We start from the raw sequence: 16,547 nt of genomic DNA, 5'->3' as shown, positions 1-16,547 counted from the left end.
GTCGCCGGGGCGCGGGCAGCCCGGACACACGTAACGGACGGAACAGGTGGACGGCGGGTCAGTACGCGGTCCAGGTGCCGGGAGCGGTGACCGGGGCGGCCGGTTCTGGTCGTTGGTCGTTCCGCCGGTCGCCCCGCTCGGTAGTCGGCCCGTTCGTGCGGCATCCTGCGGCGCGGCGGGCCCGGCCCGGTCGGCGCGGTAGTCGGTGCGTTCACCACTCGCCTCACTCGGTGGCCGCTCCGCGCGCCGGTCGTTTCGCTCACCGCTGCTCGCACCCGCCGTTTCGCCCGGTGGGTGTTGCCGCTCGTCGGCCGTCCCACCGGATGGTCGTTGCTCGTCGACCGTCGTGTCCGGTGAGCGGGCCAGCCGGTGGTTGTTCCGGTCGGTGGGCGGGCCGGTGGGTGGTTATCCCGCTCTGTGGACCACCGCGTCGCACAGTTCCAGTAGGGCCGCCTTCGCGTCGCACTCCCGGAGTGGGGCCAGCGCGGCCCGCGCCTCCTTCGCGTACCGCACGGTGTCCCGTCGGGCCTGCTCCAGTGCGGGGTGTGCGCGCAGGGCCTCCAGCGCCTGCGCGTGCCGGCCGTCGTCGGACAGGTCGGAGTCCAGCAGCTCGCACAGCGCGAGGTCCTCGGGCAGCCCCAGCCGCGCCGCCCGCTCCCGCAGCCGCAGTACGGGGAGCGTGGGGATGCCCTCCCGCAGGTCCGTGCCCGGGGTCTTGCCGGACTCATGGGAGTCCGACGCGATGTCCAGGACGTCGTCGGCGAGCTGGAAGGCGACGCCCAGCCGCTCGCCGTACTGCGTGAGCACGTCCACGACCGTCTCGTCGGCGCCGGACATCATCGCCCCGAACCGGCACGACACCGCGACCAGCGAGCCCGTCTTGCCGGCGAGCACGTCCAAGTAGTGCTCGACCGGGTCGCGGCCGTCCGAGGGCCCGGCCGTCTCCAGGATCTGCCCGGTGACCAGCCTCTCGAACGCGACGGCCTGCACCCGCACCGCCTCCGGACCGAGGTCGGCGAGGATCTGCGAGGCACGGGCGAACAGGAAGTCGCCGGTCAGGACCGCCACCGAATTGCCCCAGCGGGTGTTCGCGCTGTCCACCCCGCGCCGCACCTCGGCCTCGTCCATCACGTCGTCGTGGTACAGCGTCGCCAGATGGGTCAGCTCCACCACCACGGCCGACGGCACCACCCCGGGCGCGTACGGGTCGCCGAACTGCGCCGCGAGCATCACGAGGAGCGGGCGGAACCGCTTGCCACCCGCCCGGACCAGGTGCTGCGCGGCCCCCGTGATGAACGGCACCTCGCTCTTGGTGGCTTCGAGCAAGCCTTCCTCGACAGCCGCCAATCCGGCCTGGACATCGGCTTCCAGAGCCTGGTCCCGCACGCTCAGCCCGAACGGCCCGACGACGGTCACGAGGGGTCTCCTGTCTGCTGGTGTCTGCTGGCGATTACACGGTTTGTCGATAGGTCGCTGCCATCACTCAAGTCAGCGTATCCGGTCAGGTTTCGATCACCGATAGCGCCCACCGTCCAGCCCGGGCGGTATCGGATCACGACCGGTATATTGCCGATCAGCCGATACAATCCGATATTCATGGACTCATGGGGATACGACACCTTTTGCCCCGCTAATGCCCCGGAACGCCGCCCATGCACATCCGTACGTGCTTCCCCTACGAAACCGTTCACACGGACCTCCGGATCCCCCTCGCCGACGGGACACGGCTGTACGCGCGCGTATGGCGCCCCCTGACGGACGAGCCCGTACCGGCCCTCCTGGAGTACGCACCGGACCGCCTCACCGACCGGACCGCGCCGCGCGACGCCCAGCGGCACCCCTGGTACGCGGGGCACGGCTACGTCTCCGTCCGCGTCGACGCGCGCGGGTACGGCGGCAGCGAGGGCGTCCCGGCGGGCGCGGGCCAGGCGGCGGAGGCCACGGAGGCGGCCGACGGGGCGGAGGTCGTCGAGTGGCTGGCCGCACAGCCGTGGTGCGACGGCAACGTGGGCGTGTTCGGCATCTTCCGGGGCGGCTCCGCCTCCCTCCGGATCGCGGCCCTCGCGCCCGAGCCGCTCAAGGCGGTCGTCGCGGTCTGCTGCCCCGACGGCCGCTACGAGAACGAAGGGCACCACCCCGGAGGTTCCGCCGCCGCGGCCCGTCTGCACGCCCGTTCCGCCGCGGCGCTTTCCACCGCCGCCCTCCCGCCCGACCCGCGGTACGCCGGCGACTCCTGGCAGGCCGCCTGGTCGGCCCGCCTGGAGGCGCTGACCCCGGCCCTGCACACCTGGCTCGCGCCTCGAAGCGCCGGCACGCACGCCGGCCCGCCTTTGGACCTCGGTACCGTCAAGGCGGCGGTGCTGGCGGTCGGCGGCTGGTACGACCCCTACCACGACACTGTCCTCCGTCTGCTCGAACACCTGCCCCACGACCGCGTCCGCGGGTTGATCGGCCCCTGGTCGCACCACTACCCCGACCGGGACCTGTCACCCGGACCGGCGATCGGCTTCCTCCAGGAGACCCTGCGCTGGTGGGACCACTGGCTGAAGGGCGGCCCACCGTCCGGCCCTCCCTGCGGCCCACCGTCCGGCCCTCCCCGCGGCTCCGCGGCAGACACTCCCCGCGGCTCCGTACTCGCCACTTCCGACACCTCCGTGCGTGCCGCCTCCCGTGGCTCCGTATCCGCCGCTCCCCGTGGCTCCGTATCCGCCGCTCCCCGTGGCTCCGTGGGCGCGCGTCCGGTGATGTCCGAACCGGTCCTGCGCGCGTACGTCGTCGAGTCCCACCGCCCGGACGCGGCCCGCGCCGCCCTCCCGGGCCGCTGGGTCGGCGAACCCGCCTGGCCGTCCCCCAACGTGACGAGCGTCGCCCACGACCTCCCAGGCACCCCGGTCCTGGTGCGTTCGCCCCTGCACACCGGCGTGGACGCGGGGCGGTTCCGCCCCGTCGGCGACGAGGCCGACCTGCCGCCCGACCAGCGGGCCGAGGACGGACGGTCCGTCTGCTTCGACTTCGCGGTGACCGAGGAGACCTGGGTGCTCGGGCGGCCCAGGGTGCGGCTGCGTCTGGTCCGGCCGACGCCGCGGACGCACCTGGTCATCCGGGTCTGCGACGTCGCCCCGGACGGCGCGTCGACCCTGGTCGCCAGGGGCGTACTGGACCTGGCGCCGCCCGGCCACCAGGAGGCGGCGCCCCGATCACCGAGCGACACGCAGGAAGCGGGGCCCTGTTCACAGGACGGCTCGCAGGAGGTGGCGCCCCCGGGCGGCACCCAGGAGGCGAAGGAGGCGATCGTCGAACTGGGCGGCGCCGGGTACGCCTTCCCGCCCGGTCACCGCATCCGCCTCGCGGTCTCCTCCGCGTACTGGCCGTGGGTCTGGCCCTGGCCCGAATCGGCGGCGGGCTGCACGCTCGACCCGGCGGGCAGTTCGCTCGAACTGCCGGTGCGAACCAGGGCGTCGGGCCCGGCGGTCGTCTTCGAGGAACCCGAGCAGGGCCGAGCCGCTGGGCGCGGGCGAGTCCGTCACGCTGGACGGGCCGCGCCCCGGGCGGCTCGTGGTGCGGGACGTCGCCGTGGACGAGTGGCGGCTGGAGGTGTCCCCGTGCCGCGAGGGCACGCGCGCGTACCCGGACGGTCTGGAGTGGACCGAGGACGCGACGGAGGCGTACTCGATCGCCGGGAACGACCCGCTGTCGGCCCGCGCCCGTTCGGAGCGCTCGGTGCGGCTGCACCGCCCGGATCTGCCGTGGGACACGACGGTCCAGGTGCGTTCGGAGATCTCCTGTGACGTCGGCCACTTCGTCACCGCCGACGAGATGGTCTGCACGACGGGCGGCGAAGTGGTCTTCCACCGGACCTGGGAGAAGCGAATTCCGCGGACCATGACATGAAGTGCCCGATTTGCCGCTATTAGCACCCCAATTCCCCTTGACACCGAATGCACTTGAGCTTCGAGGGGAGTGACGTGAGTCACCCTTCATCGTGCCACGGCACCCCGGCCGCGGACCCCACCGCCCTTTCCCGAATGCCGAGTTGATGCTTGGCAATAGCAAAGGATCAAGCGACCCATACATCTCAATCGCATGTCAATTGGTACGAGCAGGGAATCCACCACTTGTTTCCGACATGTGCGGTCGCATAGCTTCCGGGCCAGTCGGATGGACGCCGAATCCTGCCGCCACCCGACTTGACCCATCGACGAACCACATTTCGTACGGCAGGAGCGGGGGACCCAGGTAAGCCGCCGGGCCGGACGGCACAGCCGACCGGAACGGCTAGGGGTGAAGTCGCGTCGCCTTTCGGCGGCCGGCCGGGCATCTCCCCAGCCCGAACCCGACAGCTCACCTCGCAGGCGCCGGAGAGGAACATCGCCATGTCTGCAGCCGCTCGGCACCGCCGCCCCCGCACCAACCGCCTCGTCCGCACCCTCGCCGTGGCCGGCACCGGAGCCGCCGTGCTCGCCCTGCCGCTCCTCGGCGCCACCGGCGCCCACGCCGCCACTCCCGCGACCGTGACGACGGCCGGCACGACGCCTGCCGGGTACCCGGACAACCTCGACGGCTGGATCCGCGAATCGCTCGCCATCATGGCGGAGAAGAACATCCCCGGCACCTACAACGGCATCCACCGCAACATCATGCGCGAGTCCTCGGGCAACCCGCGGGCCATCAACCTCTGGGACTCCAACGCCGCCAAGGGCATCCCGTCCAAGGGCCTGCTCCAGGTGATCGACCCGACGTTCAACGCCTACCACGTGGACGGGACGTCGTACGACATCTACGACCCGGTCGCCAACATCACGGCCGCCTGCAACTACGCCGCCAAGCGCTACGGCTCGATCGACAACGTCAACGGCGCCTACTGACACACCCCGTCACGGAAACAGTCTTTCGAGGACGACGGCCACGCCGTCGTCCTCGTTCGACAGGGTGACCTCGTCGGCCACCGCCTTCAGCTCGGGGTGGGCGCCGGCCATCGCCACCCCGTGGGCGGCCCAGTCGAACATCGGGATGTCGTTCGGCATGTCACCGAAGGCGACGGCCCCTTCAGGCGCCAGCCGAAGGTGCTCGGCGGCCAGTGCCAGACCCGTGGCCTTGGTGATACCGCAGGGCTGCAACTCGACGGTCCCGGGCCCCGACATCGTCACGGTCGCCAGGGAGCCCACGACCGCGCGCGCCGTCGCCGCCAACTCGTCGTCGGACAGGGCGGGGTGACGCAGCAGCACCTTGCTGATGGGCGCGCACCACAGATCGTCGCGCCGCTCGACGCGGACGGCGGGCAGGGTCGGATGCGGCATCAGATACCCGGGCTCGATGAGCGTGAGGCCGCTCACCCCGTCCTGGTCGACGGCCGCGTACACCTGCCCCACCTCGGCCTCGATCTTGCCGAGCGCGGTCTCGGCCAACTCCCGGTCCAGGGTGACCGACCACAGCAGGCGGTCCGCGGCGGCGTCGTACACCTGCGCGCCCTGTCCGCACACCGCGAGCCCCCCGCGGCCCAGCGTGTCGAGCAACGGCCGCACCCGTGGCGCCGGGCGGCCCGTGACCACCAGGTGCCGGGCGCCGGCCCGTGCCACGCGCGCGAGCGCGGCGAGGGACCGGTCGGAGAGCGTGTCGTCGCCACGCAGGAGCGTTCCGTCAAGGTCGGTGGCGACGAGTGAATATGCGGGAGGAGCGGCCATGACCAGAGAATACGGACAGCGGGCCGCCGCGACTCACCGCTCCTCGCGGCCCTTGCGTTCCTCCTGCTCGGCGACCCGCGCGTCGGGTGTGGCGCGGGCCTCAGGCACGGGCCTCACGGGCGGGCCTCCGCCAGGTGCTGCGCCAGGTGCCGCGCCAGGCGCGGCGAGGCGAACTCGGTGCCGCACACGAAGCGCATCACCGGACCGTAGGAGGCCGCGGCGGGCAGACCGGTGAAGTAGAGGCCGGGGATGGAGGAGACATAGCCGGGACCGAGTTTCGGCGTGCCCCGGCTGGCGGCGAGCCCGGCTCGGATCCCCTGGCTCAAAAAGCCCATCGCGGCTATGTCGACGCGGTAGCCGGTCGCCGCGACGAGATGGTCGGCTGGCAACCGGCCGGTGGCTCCGGTGCGGGTGCGGACCGTGAGGACCGGCGTGCCGTCGGGGGCCTCCACGCCCATGACGCGATCGATCTCCGCCACCCGCACCTTGCCCTCGAAGCGCTCCCGCAGCCACCAGGCGCCGAGCGGGCCGCACACCCGGCGGACCAGGTAGTGCCGGGTGTGCGCGGGAAGGCGCCGATAGGAGTGCGAGTAGCGGCCGAGGGCCCACAGCGACCAGGCGCGGCCGAACGGCGACTCCGGACGCAGCCGCGGCCGGTGCCACGGCGGAGCATCGAAGCCGACGCGGCGCCGCGCGACCAGGCGCACGCGTGCGCCCGCCTCGGCCGCCAGCGCCGCGGTCTCCAGCCCGGACTGCCCGGCGCCGACGACGATCAGCTCCTTGCCGGCGAACCGGGTGAGGTCATGGTGCTGAGAGCTGTGGGAGACCGGGCCCGTCGGGGCGGGTCCGTCCGCCGCGGCGGCGGCCAGCACCGGGGGCAGATGGGACAGGCCCGACAGTCCCGTGGCGATCACGACGGCGCGGGCCCGGAACGACTCGCCCGAGGCCGGCCTGACGTCGAAACCGCCGCCGGGACTCCGCTCGACCAAGGCGACCCTGACCCGCTCCAGGTCGGGCACCAGCTCCCGCTGGAACCACTCCCCGTAGGAGATGAACGTCTCGACGGGGACGATGTCCTCGTCGGCGACCAGCCGGGGTATGCCCGCCGCGTCGCAGTAGTCGGCCAGGGTGTGGCCGGGCTGCGGGGCGTCGATGCTGGAGGCCGCCGGGGCCGACTTCAGGAGCATCCCGGCGGGCATGTGGTCACGCCAGCTCGCCATGGGGTTGCCGAAGACGCGCACGGGTATCCCGCGCGCCTTGAGATGGGCAGCGGTGGACAGGCCGAAGGGTCCGGCACCGATGACTGCTACCGGTTGGATCACGTGGTCCCTCCCCGGTCGTGACGCCTACTTCGTGGCGGTGGTCGTACTGCCGCGGCAGCCGGTCCGCCGGATCTGACAGATCTGACAGATCTGACAGATCTGACAGAGGTGTTCGACGCCCGGCCGCACGAAAGGTGCGGCCGTCGTGAGGAACGGCAGCGGAACCTCACCGGCGAACCGGGCCGGCCCCGCCCCGCACAGCGGGTCCGGCGGGTCCGGCGCGTGCGGTGTGAGTGGCGAGTGCGGCGGGTCCGGCGCGTGCGGCGAGTGTGGTGTCGTGCCGCCGCCGCGGCGGTGGGCGACCTGGGCGAACTCGGCGATCAGGGCGTGCACTTCACGGTCCGCATGGAACGGCACGCTGACGGCATTCCTGGGCACGGATCCCCCCACGTGTTTCCCCCACGGGACCGGACCCACCCAGCCCGTGTCCCCCCAAAGGACGCTAAGCCGGAATTGTCCCCTCCGACAACAGGGCCTATTCGGGCATTGCACACTCTTCAGACACTGCCCAGGGAGGCAACTCACCCGTAACGTGGGCCGCGATCCACGGCACACATGACCATGCACGGCACGGATGAGAGCGAGGCAGCACCCATGCCCCCCTTCGACGTCCCCGAGGGCGATCCCTTCGGACCGCACAATCTTCCGTACGGTGTGTTCTCGCCCACCGGCAGCCAGGAACGGCGGGTCGGCGTGCGGCTCGGCGACCATGTGCTCGACGCGGGCGCCGCGGCCGCCGCGCTCGGCTCGCCGTATGTCTCGCTGCTCGCGCGGCCCACCCTCGGCCCGCTGCTCGCCGCGGGCCGCACCACGTGGTCGGACGTCCGGCGCGCCCTGACGGCGTGGCTGACGGTCCCTTCCCACCGGGAGACGATCGAACCGCTCTTCCACCCCCTGTCGTCGGTGGCTCTGCACCTCCCCTTCGAGGTCGCCGACTACGTCGACTTCTACTCCTCCGAACACCACGCCCGGAACGTCGGCCGGATCTTCCGCCCCGACGCCCCGGACTCGCTGCCCCCGAACTGGAAGCACCTGCCGATCGGCTACCACGGCCGCTCCGGCACGGTCGTGGTCTCCGGCACCGATGTCGTGCGGCCGTCGGGCCAGCGCAAGGCCCCCACGGACCCGGCACCGGTCTTCGGCCCCTCGGTCCGGCTGGACATCGAGGCCGAGGTCGGTTTCGTGGTCGGCGTGCCGTCCACGCGGGGCGAGCCGGTGGCGCTCGGCGACTTCCGGGAGCACGTCTTCGGGCTGTGCCTCCTCAACGACTGGTCCGCGCGGGACATCCAGGCATGGGAGTACGTCCCCCTCGGGCCGTTCCTCGGCAAGTCCTTCGCCACCTCCGTGTCGGCGTGGATCACCCCGCTGGAGGCCCTGGAGGACGCCCGGGTGGCACCGCCGCCGCGCACCCATCCCCTGCTGCCGTATCTGGACGACTCCGGCTCCGGCGACGAGCCCGGCGGCTACGACCTGCGGATCACCGTCACGATCAACGGTCACGTGGTGTCCGAACCGCCGTTCTCCACCATGTACTGGACCGCCGCACAGCAGTTGGCGCATCTGACGGTGAACGGCGCCTCGCTGCGCACCGGCGACCTGTACGGGTCGGGAACGGTCAGCGGGCCCGGGCCGGACCAGCGCGGCTCGCTCCTCGAACTGACCTGGAACGGCCAGGACCCGCTCGAACTCCCTGACGGCAAGCGGGCGTTCCTGGAGGACGGGGACGTGGTGACCCTCTCCGCCTGGGCACCGGGCCCCGGCGGCACCCGGGTGGGACTCGGCGACGTCACCGGCCGTGTGACCGCCCACACGTGACCCGGACCGATCTCCTGACGCCCACCCCACTCGACACCGACCACCCTCGGCAACCGCCCCGACCCGCCGCCCGGCAGTGGCTCGCGCTCGCCGGCGAACCGCGACCCGGCAGCAGGACGGGACCGACAGCGGGGCCGGGCCCGACAGCAGGGCGCGCACTGGTAGCGAGGCGAGGGCCGGTGGCGGGGTGAGGGCCGGAGGCGGGGTGAGGGCCGGAGGCGGGGCGGGGCCCGGGCAAGGGCGCTCCGGCAGCGGGGCTCGGGTCAGCGGCAAGGTACGGGGCGGCGGCAGGACGCGGGCCGACGGGGGGCTCGGCCGGCGGCAGAGCGGGGACCGGGCGGGGCGAGGGCCGACCGCGGGGCTCGGCCGGCCGTCGCACCCGCACGCGACGGCGGCAGGGCACGCGACGGCAGCGCGGCTCGGCCGACGGCGAGGCTCGGGCGGACGGTAGGGCTCAGGCCGGCCGTGGCGCTCGGGCGGACCGGAACAGGTGAGGGGTCTGTTCGGCGTCGACCCCTGACTCCGGCCGCCCATCGCCGTCATACTTGCGGGCGGGACACCGCATACCCGACGCACCGACTGCCGCGCACCACCGGCACCCGCCCCTTCCTCCGACCAGGAACCGGAGCCCCTGGCATGACCGTCTGCCTGCTCCTGCTGAGCGTCGTCGCCGTGACGTCCGCCGTGCCGGCACCCCGCGCGCTGACCCGGGCGGCCTGGACCGAGCGGGAACCCGTGGTCGCCCTGTGGGTGTGGCAGTGCCTGGTCGCCACCGTGCTGCTGTGCTGCCTGGCCGCGCTGACCCTGGGTGCCGCGGCCGTCTTCCACACCGTGCGCGACCAGGTCTTCGCCCCCGCTCCGCCGGCCGTCACCGCCGCCTACGACCTGTCCACCGCCCCGGTCTGGGCCGTCGCCCTCACCCTGCTGCTGGCGTGCGGTGCCGCGTGGACGACGGCGATGCTGGCCCGTGAGCTGACCGAGGCACGCCGACGGCGCGGCCGGACCCGCGCGCACCTGCGCGAACGCGCCCCCGACCTGCCTGCGGGGCTGCCCACGGCCCGCGGGCCCATGCTGGTGCTGGAGGACGAGTACCCCGACGCCTGGTGGATGCCGGGCCATCCGCCGCAGCTGGTCGTCACCACCGGGGCGCTGCACCGTCTCACCGACCACCAGCTGGACGCCGTCCTCACCCATGAGCGCGGCCACGCCCGCGCCCATCACGACTGGCTGCTGCATCTGTCCACCGCTTTGGCCACCGGCTTTCCCCGGGTACCGCTGTTCGCCCACTTCTGCGACCAGACCCACCGGCTGGTCGAGCTGGCCGCCGACGACACGGCGTCACGCCGCTGCGGCCACCTCACCACGGCCCTCGCCCTGATCGAGCTGAACCAGCACCGCGGGGTGCTGTCCTGCGCCTCCAGCCGACGCCTGCTGGGTGAACGCGTGGACCGCCTGCTGGAGCCGCCGCCCCGGCTGCTGCGCAGGCACCGGGCCCTGACGACGACGGTGGCCGCACTGGTGCCCCTGCTGCCGCTGCTGATCACCTTCGCCCCGGGGCTGACGGCACTGTCCTGACACACCCCGGGCCATGGGCGGAACCGTGCCCCGGGCAAGTGCCCCCGGTGCCCGCCTAGAACCAGCCCTCCGGCTCGGGCTCGGGCTCGGCGTCCGGGTCGGGCCCGCCACCGTCCTCCGCCGCCGCACCGCCCGCCGGAGCCGGGCCGGCGGGCGCGGGCGCGGTGACGGTCGGGTCTGCCGCGGTCGGCGCGCCGAGCGAGGACAACACCGCTATCACGCCCTCCCCGTACGTCGCCAGCTTCTTCTCGCCGACGCCGCTCACCGTGTCGAGGTCCCGCACCGAGCCGGGCCATCTGGTGACGATCTCCCGCAGGGTCGCGTCATGGAAGATGACATAGGCCGGAACACCCTGCTCACGGGCCTGTTCGGCGCGCCATGCACGCAACGCCTCGAAGGCGGGGAGCAGTTCGTCGGGCAGCTCGGCCGCGGCCGCCCTGGGCTTGCGCTCACCCCGGCCGGACGCGGAGGACGTCGTGCGCGCGGCGGCCTGCTTCTTCGGCTCCTTGCGCAGCGGCACCTCCCGGCCCCCGCGCAGCACCGAGCCGCTCGCCTCGGACAGCACCAGCGTGCCGTACTCGCCCTCGACCGCGAGCAGCCCCTGGGCCAGCAACTGCCGTACCACGCCCCGCCACTCGCCCTCGGTCAGCTCCTCTCCGATGCCGAAGACGGACAGCTGGTCGTGGTCGAACTGGATCACCTTCGCCGTGCGCTTGCCGAGCAGGATGTCCACGATCTGCACCGCGCCGAACTTCTGCCCGCGCTCCCGCTGCAGCCGCACGATCGTCGACAGCACCTTCTGGGCGGCGATCGTGCCGTCCCAGGTCTCGGGCGGGGTGAGGCAGGTGTCGCAGTTGCCGCAGCCCGCCGGATCGGGGTCCTGCCCGAAGTAGGCGAGCAGCTGGCCGCGGCGGCAGCCGGCCGTCTCGCACAGCGCGAGCATCGAGTCCAGGTGGGCGGCGGCCCGGCGGCGGAACGCCTCGTCGCCCTCGCCGGACTGGATCAGCTTGCGCTGCTGTATGACGTCGTTGAGCCCGTAGGCCATCCACGCCGTGGAGGGGAGTCCGTCGCGGCCCGCCCTGCCCGTCTCCTGGTAGTAGCCCTCGATGGACTTGGGCAAGTCGAGATGGGCGACGAAGCGCACGTCCGGCTTGTCGATGCCCATGCCGAAGGCGATCGTCGCCACCACGACCAGGCCGTCCTCCCGCAGGAACCGGGCCTGGTGCGCCGCGCGCGTGCCCGCGTCCAGGCCCGCGTGGTAGGGCACCGCCTCGATGCCGTTGCGGCTCAGGAACTCCGCCGTCTTCTCGACCGAGTTGCGCGACAGGCAGTACACGATGCCCGCGTCCCCCGCGTGCTCCTCGCGCAGGAAGGCGAGGAGTTGCTTCTTGGGGTCGGCCTTGGGCACGATCCGGTACTGGATGTTGGGCCGGTCGAAGCTGGCCACGAAGTGCCGGGCCGACGGCATGTTCAGCCGGCCGGTGATCTCCTCGTGGGTGGCGCGGGTGGCCGTGGCGGTCAGCGCGATCCGCGGGACCTCCGGCCAGCGCTCGCCGAGCAGGGACAGGGCGAGGTAGTCGGGCCGGAAGTCGTGGCCCCACTGGGACACGCAGTGCGCCTCGTCGATCGCGAAGACGGAGACCTTGCCGCGGGAGAGCAGATCGAGGGTGGAGTCCAGGCGCAGCCGCTCCGGGGCGAGGTAGAGCAGGTCCAGCTCGCCCGCCAGGAACTCCGCCTCGACCACGCGGCGCTCGTCGAAGTCCTGGGTGGAGTTGACGAACCCGGCGCGCACGCCGAGCGCGCGCAGCGCGTCCACCTGGTCCTGCATCAGCGCGATGAGCGGCGAGACCACGACGCCGGTACCGGGTCTGACCAGGGCCGGGATCTGGTAGCACAGCGACTTGCCGCCGCCGGTCGGCATGAGGACGACCGCGTCGCCGCCCGCCACCACATGCTCGATGATCGCTTCCTGCTCGCCCCGGAATTCCTCGTATCCGAAGACCCGGTGCAGCGTGGCCAGCGCCTCGCTCTCGGTCACCCCTGGCATCTCGCCGATCCCGCCCGTCCCGCCCATCGCCGTGTCCCCCGTACGTCGTCCCTCGACCACTGCCTCCACGATAGGGGCCCGGACCGACAGCGCCGGAGTTATCCACAGGCTCCGGCTTTCCACCGCGTCAAGGACACGACCGTCGTTCACACGTTCGCGGGAGACCTGCCCCGATTCCGGCCGATAGTTTGATCGAACCGGCGAGACTCCGTCCCATGGGAGCATCACAGGTGGCCGCCTCCAGCTGGCCGATCCCGCCTGAGGGCGGCTGGACCGCCGACGACCTGGACCGGATTCCGGATCTTCCTCCGCACACGGAGCTGATCGACGGGAGCCTGGTCTTCGTCAGTCCGCAGACCGTCTTTCACTCACGCACGGTCGACTTCTTCAACGAGCGGCTTCATTCCGTGGCGCCTGAGGATCTTGAGGTGGTGCGGGACTTCACCATCGACATCGACCGCCAGAACCGGCCCGAACCGGACGTGGTCGTCGTGCGCGGGGACGCGGTGGAGGGCGCCGAACAGACCCGCTTCCCGGCGCGGGCCGTCATCCTGGCCATCGAGGTCGTCTCCGAGGACTCCGTCTCCCGCGACCGCGAGACCAAGCCCCTGAAGTACGCCCGGGCGAAGATCCCCCACTACTGGCGGGTCGAGAACGAGAAGGGCCGCGCCGCCGTGCACGCCTTCGAGCTGGAGCCGACGACCGGCACATACACCAGCGTGGGGATCTTCCGCGAGCGGATGAAGACGGACGTCCCCTTCTCCGTGGACCTGGACCTCACCCAGATCAGGACGCGTCGTACCGCGCCGCAGTAGTCCGGCAGGAGACGGCGGCGGCCCGGCACCCCCGAGCGGTGCCGGGCCGCGGTGTGTCCGCATCGCGCGTCAGCGCACGAAGACGCCCGCCTGGTTCGCCAGGTCCAGGAAGTACTGCGGTGCCACACCGAGCACCACCGTGACGGCGACACCGATGCCGATCGCCGCCATCGTCAGCGGCGAGGGCACGGCGACGGTCGGTCCCTCCGGCCGGGGCTCGCTGAAGAACATCAGCACGATCACCCGGATGTAGAAGAACGCCGCGATCGCCGACGAGATCACACCGATGACCACCAGCGGGACCGCGCCGCCCTCGGCCGCCGCCTTGAACACGGCGAACTTCCCGGCGAACCCGGACGTCAGCGGAATGCCGGCGAAGGCGAGCAGGAACACCGCGAACACGGCCGCGACCAGCGGCGACCGCCGGCCGAGCCCGGCCCATCTGGACAGGTGCGTCGCCTCGCCGCCCGCGTCGCGCACCAGGGTGACCACGGCGAACGCGCCGATCGTCACGAAGGAGTACGCCGCCAGGTAGAAGAGGACGGAGGAGACGCCGTCCTTCGAGGTCGCGATGACACCGGCGAGGATGAAGCCCGCGTGCGCGATCGACGAGTACGCCAGCAGCCGCTTGATGTCGGTCTGGGTGATCGCCACGATCGCGCCGCCCAGCATGGTGACGATCGCGACCGCCCACATGACCGGCCGCCAGTCCCAGCGCAGACCGGGCAGGACGACGTACAGCAGCCGCAGCAGCGCGCCGAACGCCGCCACCTTCGTCGCCGCCGCCATGAAGCCGGTCACCGGGGTCGGCGCGCCCTGGTAGACGTCCGGCGTCCACATGTGGAAGGGCACCGCGCCCACCTTGAACAGCAGGCCCATGACGACCATCGCGCCGCCGATCAGCAGCAGCGCGTCGTTGCCCATCGTGTTGGCCAGGGCAGGGTCGACGCTGGTGACCGTGCCGTCGACGACCTGCGCGATCGTCGCGTACGACACCGAGCCGGCGTAGCCGTACAGCAGCGCGATGCCGAACAGGGTGAAGGCGGAGGCGAACGCGCCGAGCAGGAAGTACTTGACCGCGGCCTCCTGCGACATCAGGCGCTTGCGGCGGGCCAGGGCGCACAGCAGGTAGAGCGGGAGGGAGAAGACCTCCAGGGCGATGAACAGGGTCAGCAGGTCGTTCGCCGAGGGGAAGACCAGCATGCCGGCGACCGCGAACATCAGCAGCGGGAACACCTCGGTGGTGGTGAACCCGGCCTTCACGGCGGCCTTCTCGCTGTCGCTGCCCGGTACGGACGATGCCTGCGCGGCGAAGGAGTCGACCCGGTTGCCGTGCGCCGCCGGGTCCAGGCGACGCTCGGCGAAGGTGAACAGGCCGACCAGACCGGCCAGCAGGATGGTGCCCTGTAGGAACAGCGACGGCCCGTCGACGGCGATCGCGCCCATCGCCGCGATGTGCGCCTTCGTCGTGCCGTACCCGTCCGCCGCGAGCGCGACCACCGCGGCGAAGGCGGCGCACAGGGCCACGACGGACACGAACACCTGGGCGTAGTAACGGGATCTGCGCGGCACGAACGCCTCGATCAGCACCCCGACGATCGCCGCGCCGACGATGATCAGGGTCGGCGACAGCTGTGCGTACTCGATCTTCGGCGCGTCGATCTTCGAGATCGGGTCGGCCGCGGTTGTCCACAGGCTGTGGACGGCTGCTGCGCTCACTTGGCCGCCTCCACCTCGGGCTTGGGGTCGGTCTTGTGTACGTCGGACATGGTCTGCTTGACCGCCGGGTTGACGATGTCCGTGACGGGCTTCGGGTAGACGCCCAGGAAGATCAGCAGCACCACCAGCGGGGCCACCACCAGCAGCTCACGCACTCGCAGGTCGGGCATCTTGGCGACCTCCGCCTTCACCGGGCCCGTCATCGTCCGCTGGTACAGCACGAGGGTGTAGAGCGCGGCGAGGACGATGCCGAAGGTGGCGATGATCCCGATCACCGGGTAGCGCGTGAACGTGCCGACCAGGACAAGGAACTCGCTCACGAAGGGCGCGAGGCCCGGCAGGGACAGGGTCGCCAGGCCGCCGATCAGGAACGTGCCCGCGAGCACCGGGGCGACCTTCTGCACGCCGCCGTAGTCCGCGATGAGCCGCGAGCCGCGCCGGGAGATCAGGAAGCCCGCGACCAGCATCAGCGCGGCCGTGGAGATGCCGTGGTTGACCATGTAGAGCGTGGCGCCGGACTGGCCCTGGCTGGTCATCGCGAAGATGCCCATGATGATGAAGCCGAAGTGCGAGATCGACGCGTAGGCCACAAGCCGCTTGATGTCACGCTGGCCCACGGCGAGCAGCGCCCCGTAGATGATGCTGATCAGGGCCAGGACGAGGATGACCGGCGTCGCCCACTTGCTCGCCTCCGGGAACAGCTGGAGGCAGAAGCGGAGCATCGCGAAGGTGCCCACCTTGTCGACGACCGCGGTGATGAGGACGGCGACCGGGGCGGTTGCCTCACCCATGGCGTTGGGCAGCCAGGTGTGCAGCGGCCACAGGGGCGCCTTCACCGCGAACGCGAAGAAGAAGCCCAGGAACAGCCAGCGCTCGGTGCTGGTCGCCATGTGCAGTGAGCCGTTGGCCCGCGCCTGCGCGATCTCCTGGAGGCTGAAGTTCCCGGCGACCACGTAGAGCCCGATCACCGCGGCCAGCATGATCAGACCGCCGACCAGGTTGTAGAGCAGGAACTTCACCGCGGCGTACGACCGCTGCGTCGCCGCCGTCTTCTCCCCGTGCTCGTGGGCACGGTCCCCGAAGCCGCCGATGAGGAAGTACATCGGGATCAGCATGGCTTCGAAGAAGATGTAGAAGAGGAAGACGTCGGTCGCCTCGAAGGAGATGATCACCATCGCCTCGACGGCCAGGATCAGGGCGAAGAAGCCCTGGGTGGGCCGCCAGCGGCGGCTGCCGGTCTCCAGCGGGTCGGCGTCATGCCAGCCCGCGAGGATGATGAACGGGATCAGCAGGGCGGTCAACGCGATGAGGGCGACCGCGATACCGTCCACGCCCAGCTCGTACCTGACCCCGAATGCCTTGATCCAGGTGCGGGACTCGGTGAGCTGGTAGCGGTCGCCGCCCGGGTCGAAGCGGACCAGGATGACGATCGCCAGGGCGAGCGTGGCGAGCGAGACCAGCAGCGCCAGCCACTTGGCGGCGGTGCGTCGCGCGGCCGGCACGGCCGCCGTGGCGACCGCCCCGACGGCCGGGAGCACCGCCGTCGCTGTCAGCAGGGGAAAGGACATCGGTA

The 16,547-nt window shown here is 71.9% G+C and carries 13 protein-coding genes and 1 riboswitch; of the genes, 6 read left to right on the top strand and 7 right to left on the bottom strand.

What is annotated here, in order from left to right; genetic code table 11:
- Window positions 1–405: 405 nt before the first annotated feature.
- Window positions 406–1,416: a polyprenyl synthetase family protein gene (locus AC27LF_RS21330; RefSeq protein ID WP_479659155.1), complete on the bottom strand. Its 1,011-nt coding sequence runs from the start codon at window positions 1,414–1,416 to the stop codon at window positions 406–408.
- A 236-nt stretch (window positions 1,417–1,652) separates the two neighbouring features.
- Here AC27LF_RS21330 and AC27LF_RS21325 point away from each other — a divergent pair, with 236 nt between their 5' ends.
- From AC27LF_RS21325 to AC27LF_RS21315, 3 genes are all read left to right on the top strand, one after another.
- Window positions 1,653–3,788, top strand: coding sequence for a CocE/NonD family hydrolase (locus tag AC27LF_RS21325; RefSeq protein WP_479659156.1), 2,136 nt, complete (start codon window positions 1,653–1,655; stop codon window positions 3,786–3,788).
- Window positions 3,766–3,891 carry a hypothetical protein gene (locus AC27LF_RS21320; RefSeq protein WP_479659157.1) on the top strand — a complete coding sequence of 42 codons (126 nt, stop codon included), beginning with the start codon at window positions 3,766–3,768 and terminating at the stop codon, window positions 3,889–3,891. The genes AC27LF_RS21325 and AC27LF_RS21320 overlap by 23 nt, the downstream gene beginning before the upstream one ends.
- Window positions 3,892–4,186: 295 nt before the next feature.
- A riboswitch (cyclic di-AMP (ydaO/yuaA leader) is annotated at window positions 4,187–4,370 on the top strand.
- A gap of 3 nt (window positions 4,371–4,373) precedes the next feature.
- Entirely contained in the window at window positions 4,374–4,865 is a 492-nt protein-coding gene (locus AC27LF_RS21315) for a transglycosylase SLT domain-containing protein (RefSeq protein WP_404029377.1), read from the top strand.
- 9 nt (window positions 4,866–4,874) lie between these two features.
- Here AC27LF_RS21315 and AC27LF_RS21310 read toward each other — a convergent pair whose 3' ends face one another.
- From AC27LF_RS21310 to AC27LF_RS21300, 3 genes are all read right to left on the bottom strand, one after another.
- Window positions 4,875–5,681 (bottom strand): HAD family hydrolase, encoded by an 807-nt coding sequence (locus AC27LF_RS21310; RefSeq protein ID WP_479659158.1) that lies wholly within the window; start codon window positions 5,679–5,681, stop codon window positions 4,875–4,877.
- Window positions 5,682–5,794: 113 nt separating this feature from the next.
- Complete coding sequence (locus AC27LF_RS21305; RefSeq protein WP_479659159.1) at window positions 5,795–7,003, bottom strand: NAD(P)-binding domain-containing protein; 1,209 nt, start codon at window positions 7,001–7,003, stop codon at window positions 5,795–5,797.
- Window positions 7,004–7,027: 24 nt separating this feature from the next.
- Window positions 7,028–7,360, bottom strand: a complete 333-nt coding sequence (locus tag AC27LF_RS21300; RefSeq protein ID WP_479659160.1) for a hypothetical protein — start codon at window positions 7,358–7,360, stop codon at window positions 7,028–7,030.
- A gap of 237 nt (window positions 7,361–7,597) precedes the next feature.
- On the opposite strand from AC27LF_RS21300, the gene fahA reads away from it, so the two are divergent.
- Window positions 7,598–8,818 carry a fumarylacetoacetase gene (fahA, locus tag AC27LF_RS21295; RefSeq protein ID WP_479659161.1) on the top strand — a complete coding sequence of 407 codons (1,221 nt, stop codon included), beginning with the start codon at window positions 7,598–7,600 and terminating at the stop codon, window positions 8,816–8,818.
- A 636-nt stretch (window positions 8,819–9,454) separates the two neighbouring features.
- Window positions 9,455–10,393 carry a M56 family metallopeptidase gene (locus AC27LF_RS21290; RefSeq protein WP_479659162.1) on the top strand — a complete coding sequence of 313 codons (939 nt, stop codon included), beginning with the start codon at window positions 9,455–9,457 and terminating at the stop codon, window positions 10,391–10,393.
- Between the two features lie 55 nt (window positions 10,394–10,448).
- On the opposite strand, the gene recQ is transcribed toward AC27LF_RS21290, so the two are convergent.
- The gene (gene recQ, locus AC27LF_RS21285; protein WP_479659233.1) at window positions 10,449–12,467 is read right to left on the bottom strand and encodes a DNA helicase RecQ; all 2,019 of its coding nucleotides are present in this window, start codon (window positions 12,465–12,467) and stop codon (window positions 10,449–10,451) included.
- Window positions 12,468–12,655: 188 nt separating this feature from the next.
- Between recQ and AC27LF_RS21280 the strand changes: the two genes are divergently transcribed.
- Entirely contained in the window at window positions 12,656–13,255 is a 600-nt protein-coding gene (locus AC27LF_RS21280) for a Uma2 family endonuclease (protein WP_479659163.1), read from the top strand.
- A 69-nt stretch (window positions 13,256–13,324) separates the two neighbouring features.
- Here the strand turns inward: AC27LF_RS21280 and nuoN are convergent, their stop codons facing one another.
- Both nuoN and AC27LF_RS21270 read right to left on the bottom strand, forming a co-directional pair.
- On the bottom strand, window positions 13,325–14,974 hold the full coding sequence (gene nuoN / locus AC27LF_RS21275; RefSeq protein ID WP_479659164.1) for an NADH-quinone oxidoreductase subunit NuoN: 1,650 nt from the start codon (window positions 14,972–14,974) through the stop codon (window positions 13,325–13,327).
- Entirely contained in the window at window positions 14,971–16,542 is a 1,572-nt protein-coding gene (locus AC27LF_RS21270; RefSeq protein ID WP_479659165.1) for an NADH-quinone oxidoreductase subunit M, read from the bottom strand. The genes nuoN and AC27LF_RS21270 overlap by 4 nt, the downstream gene beginning before the upstream one ends.
- Window positions 16,543–16,547 lie beyond the last annotated feature (5 nt).

Source organism: Streptomyces diversicolor, assembly GCF_057537855.1.
Note: the sequence above shows the minus strand (reverse complement) of the source record. Positions and strands in the feature narration are given on the sequence as shown.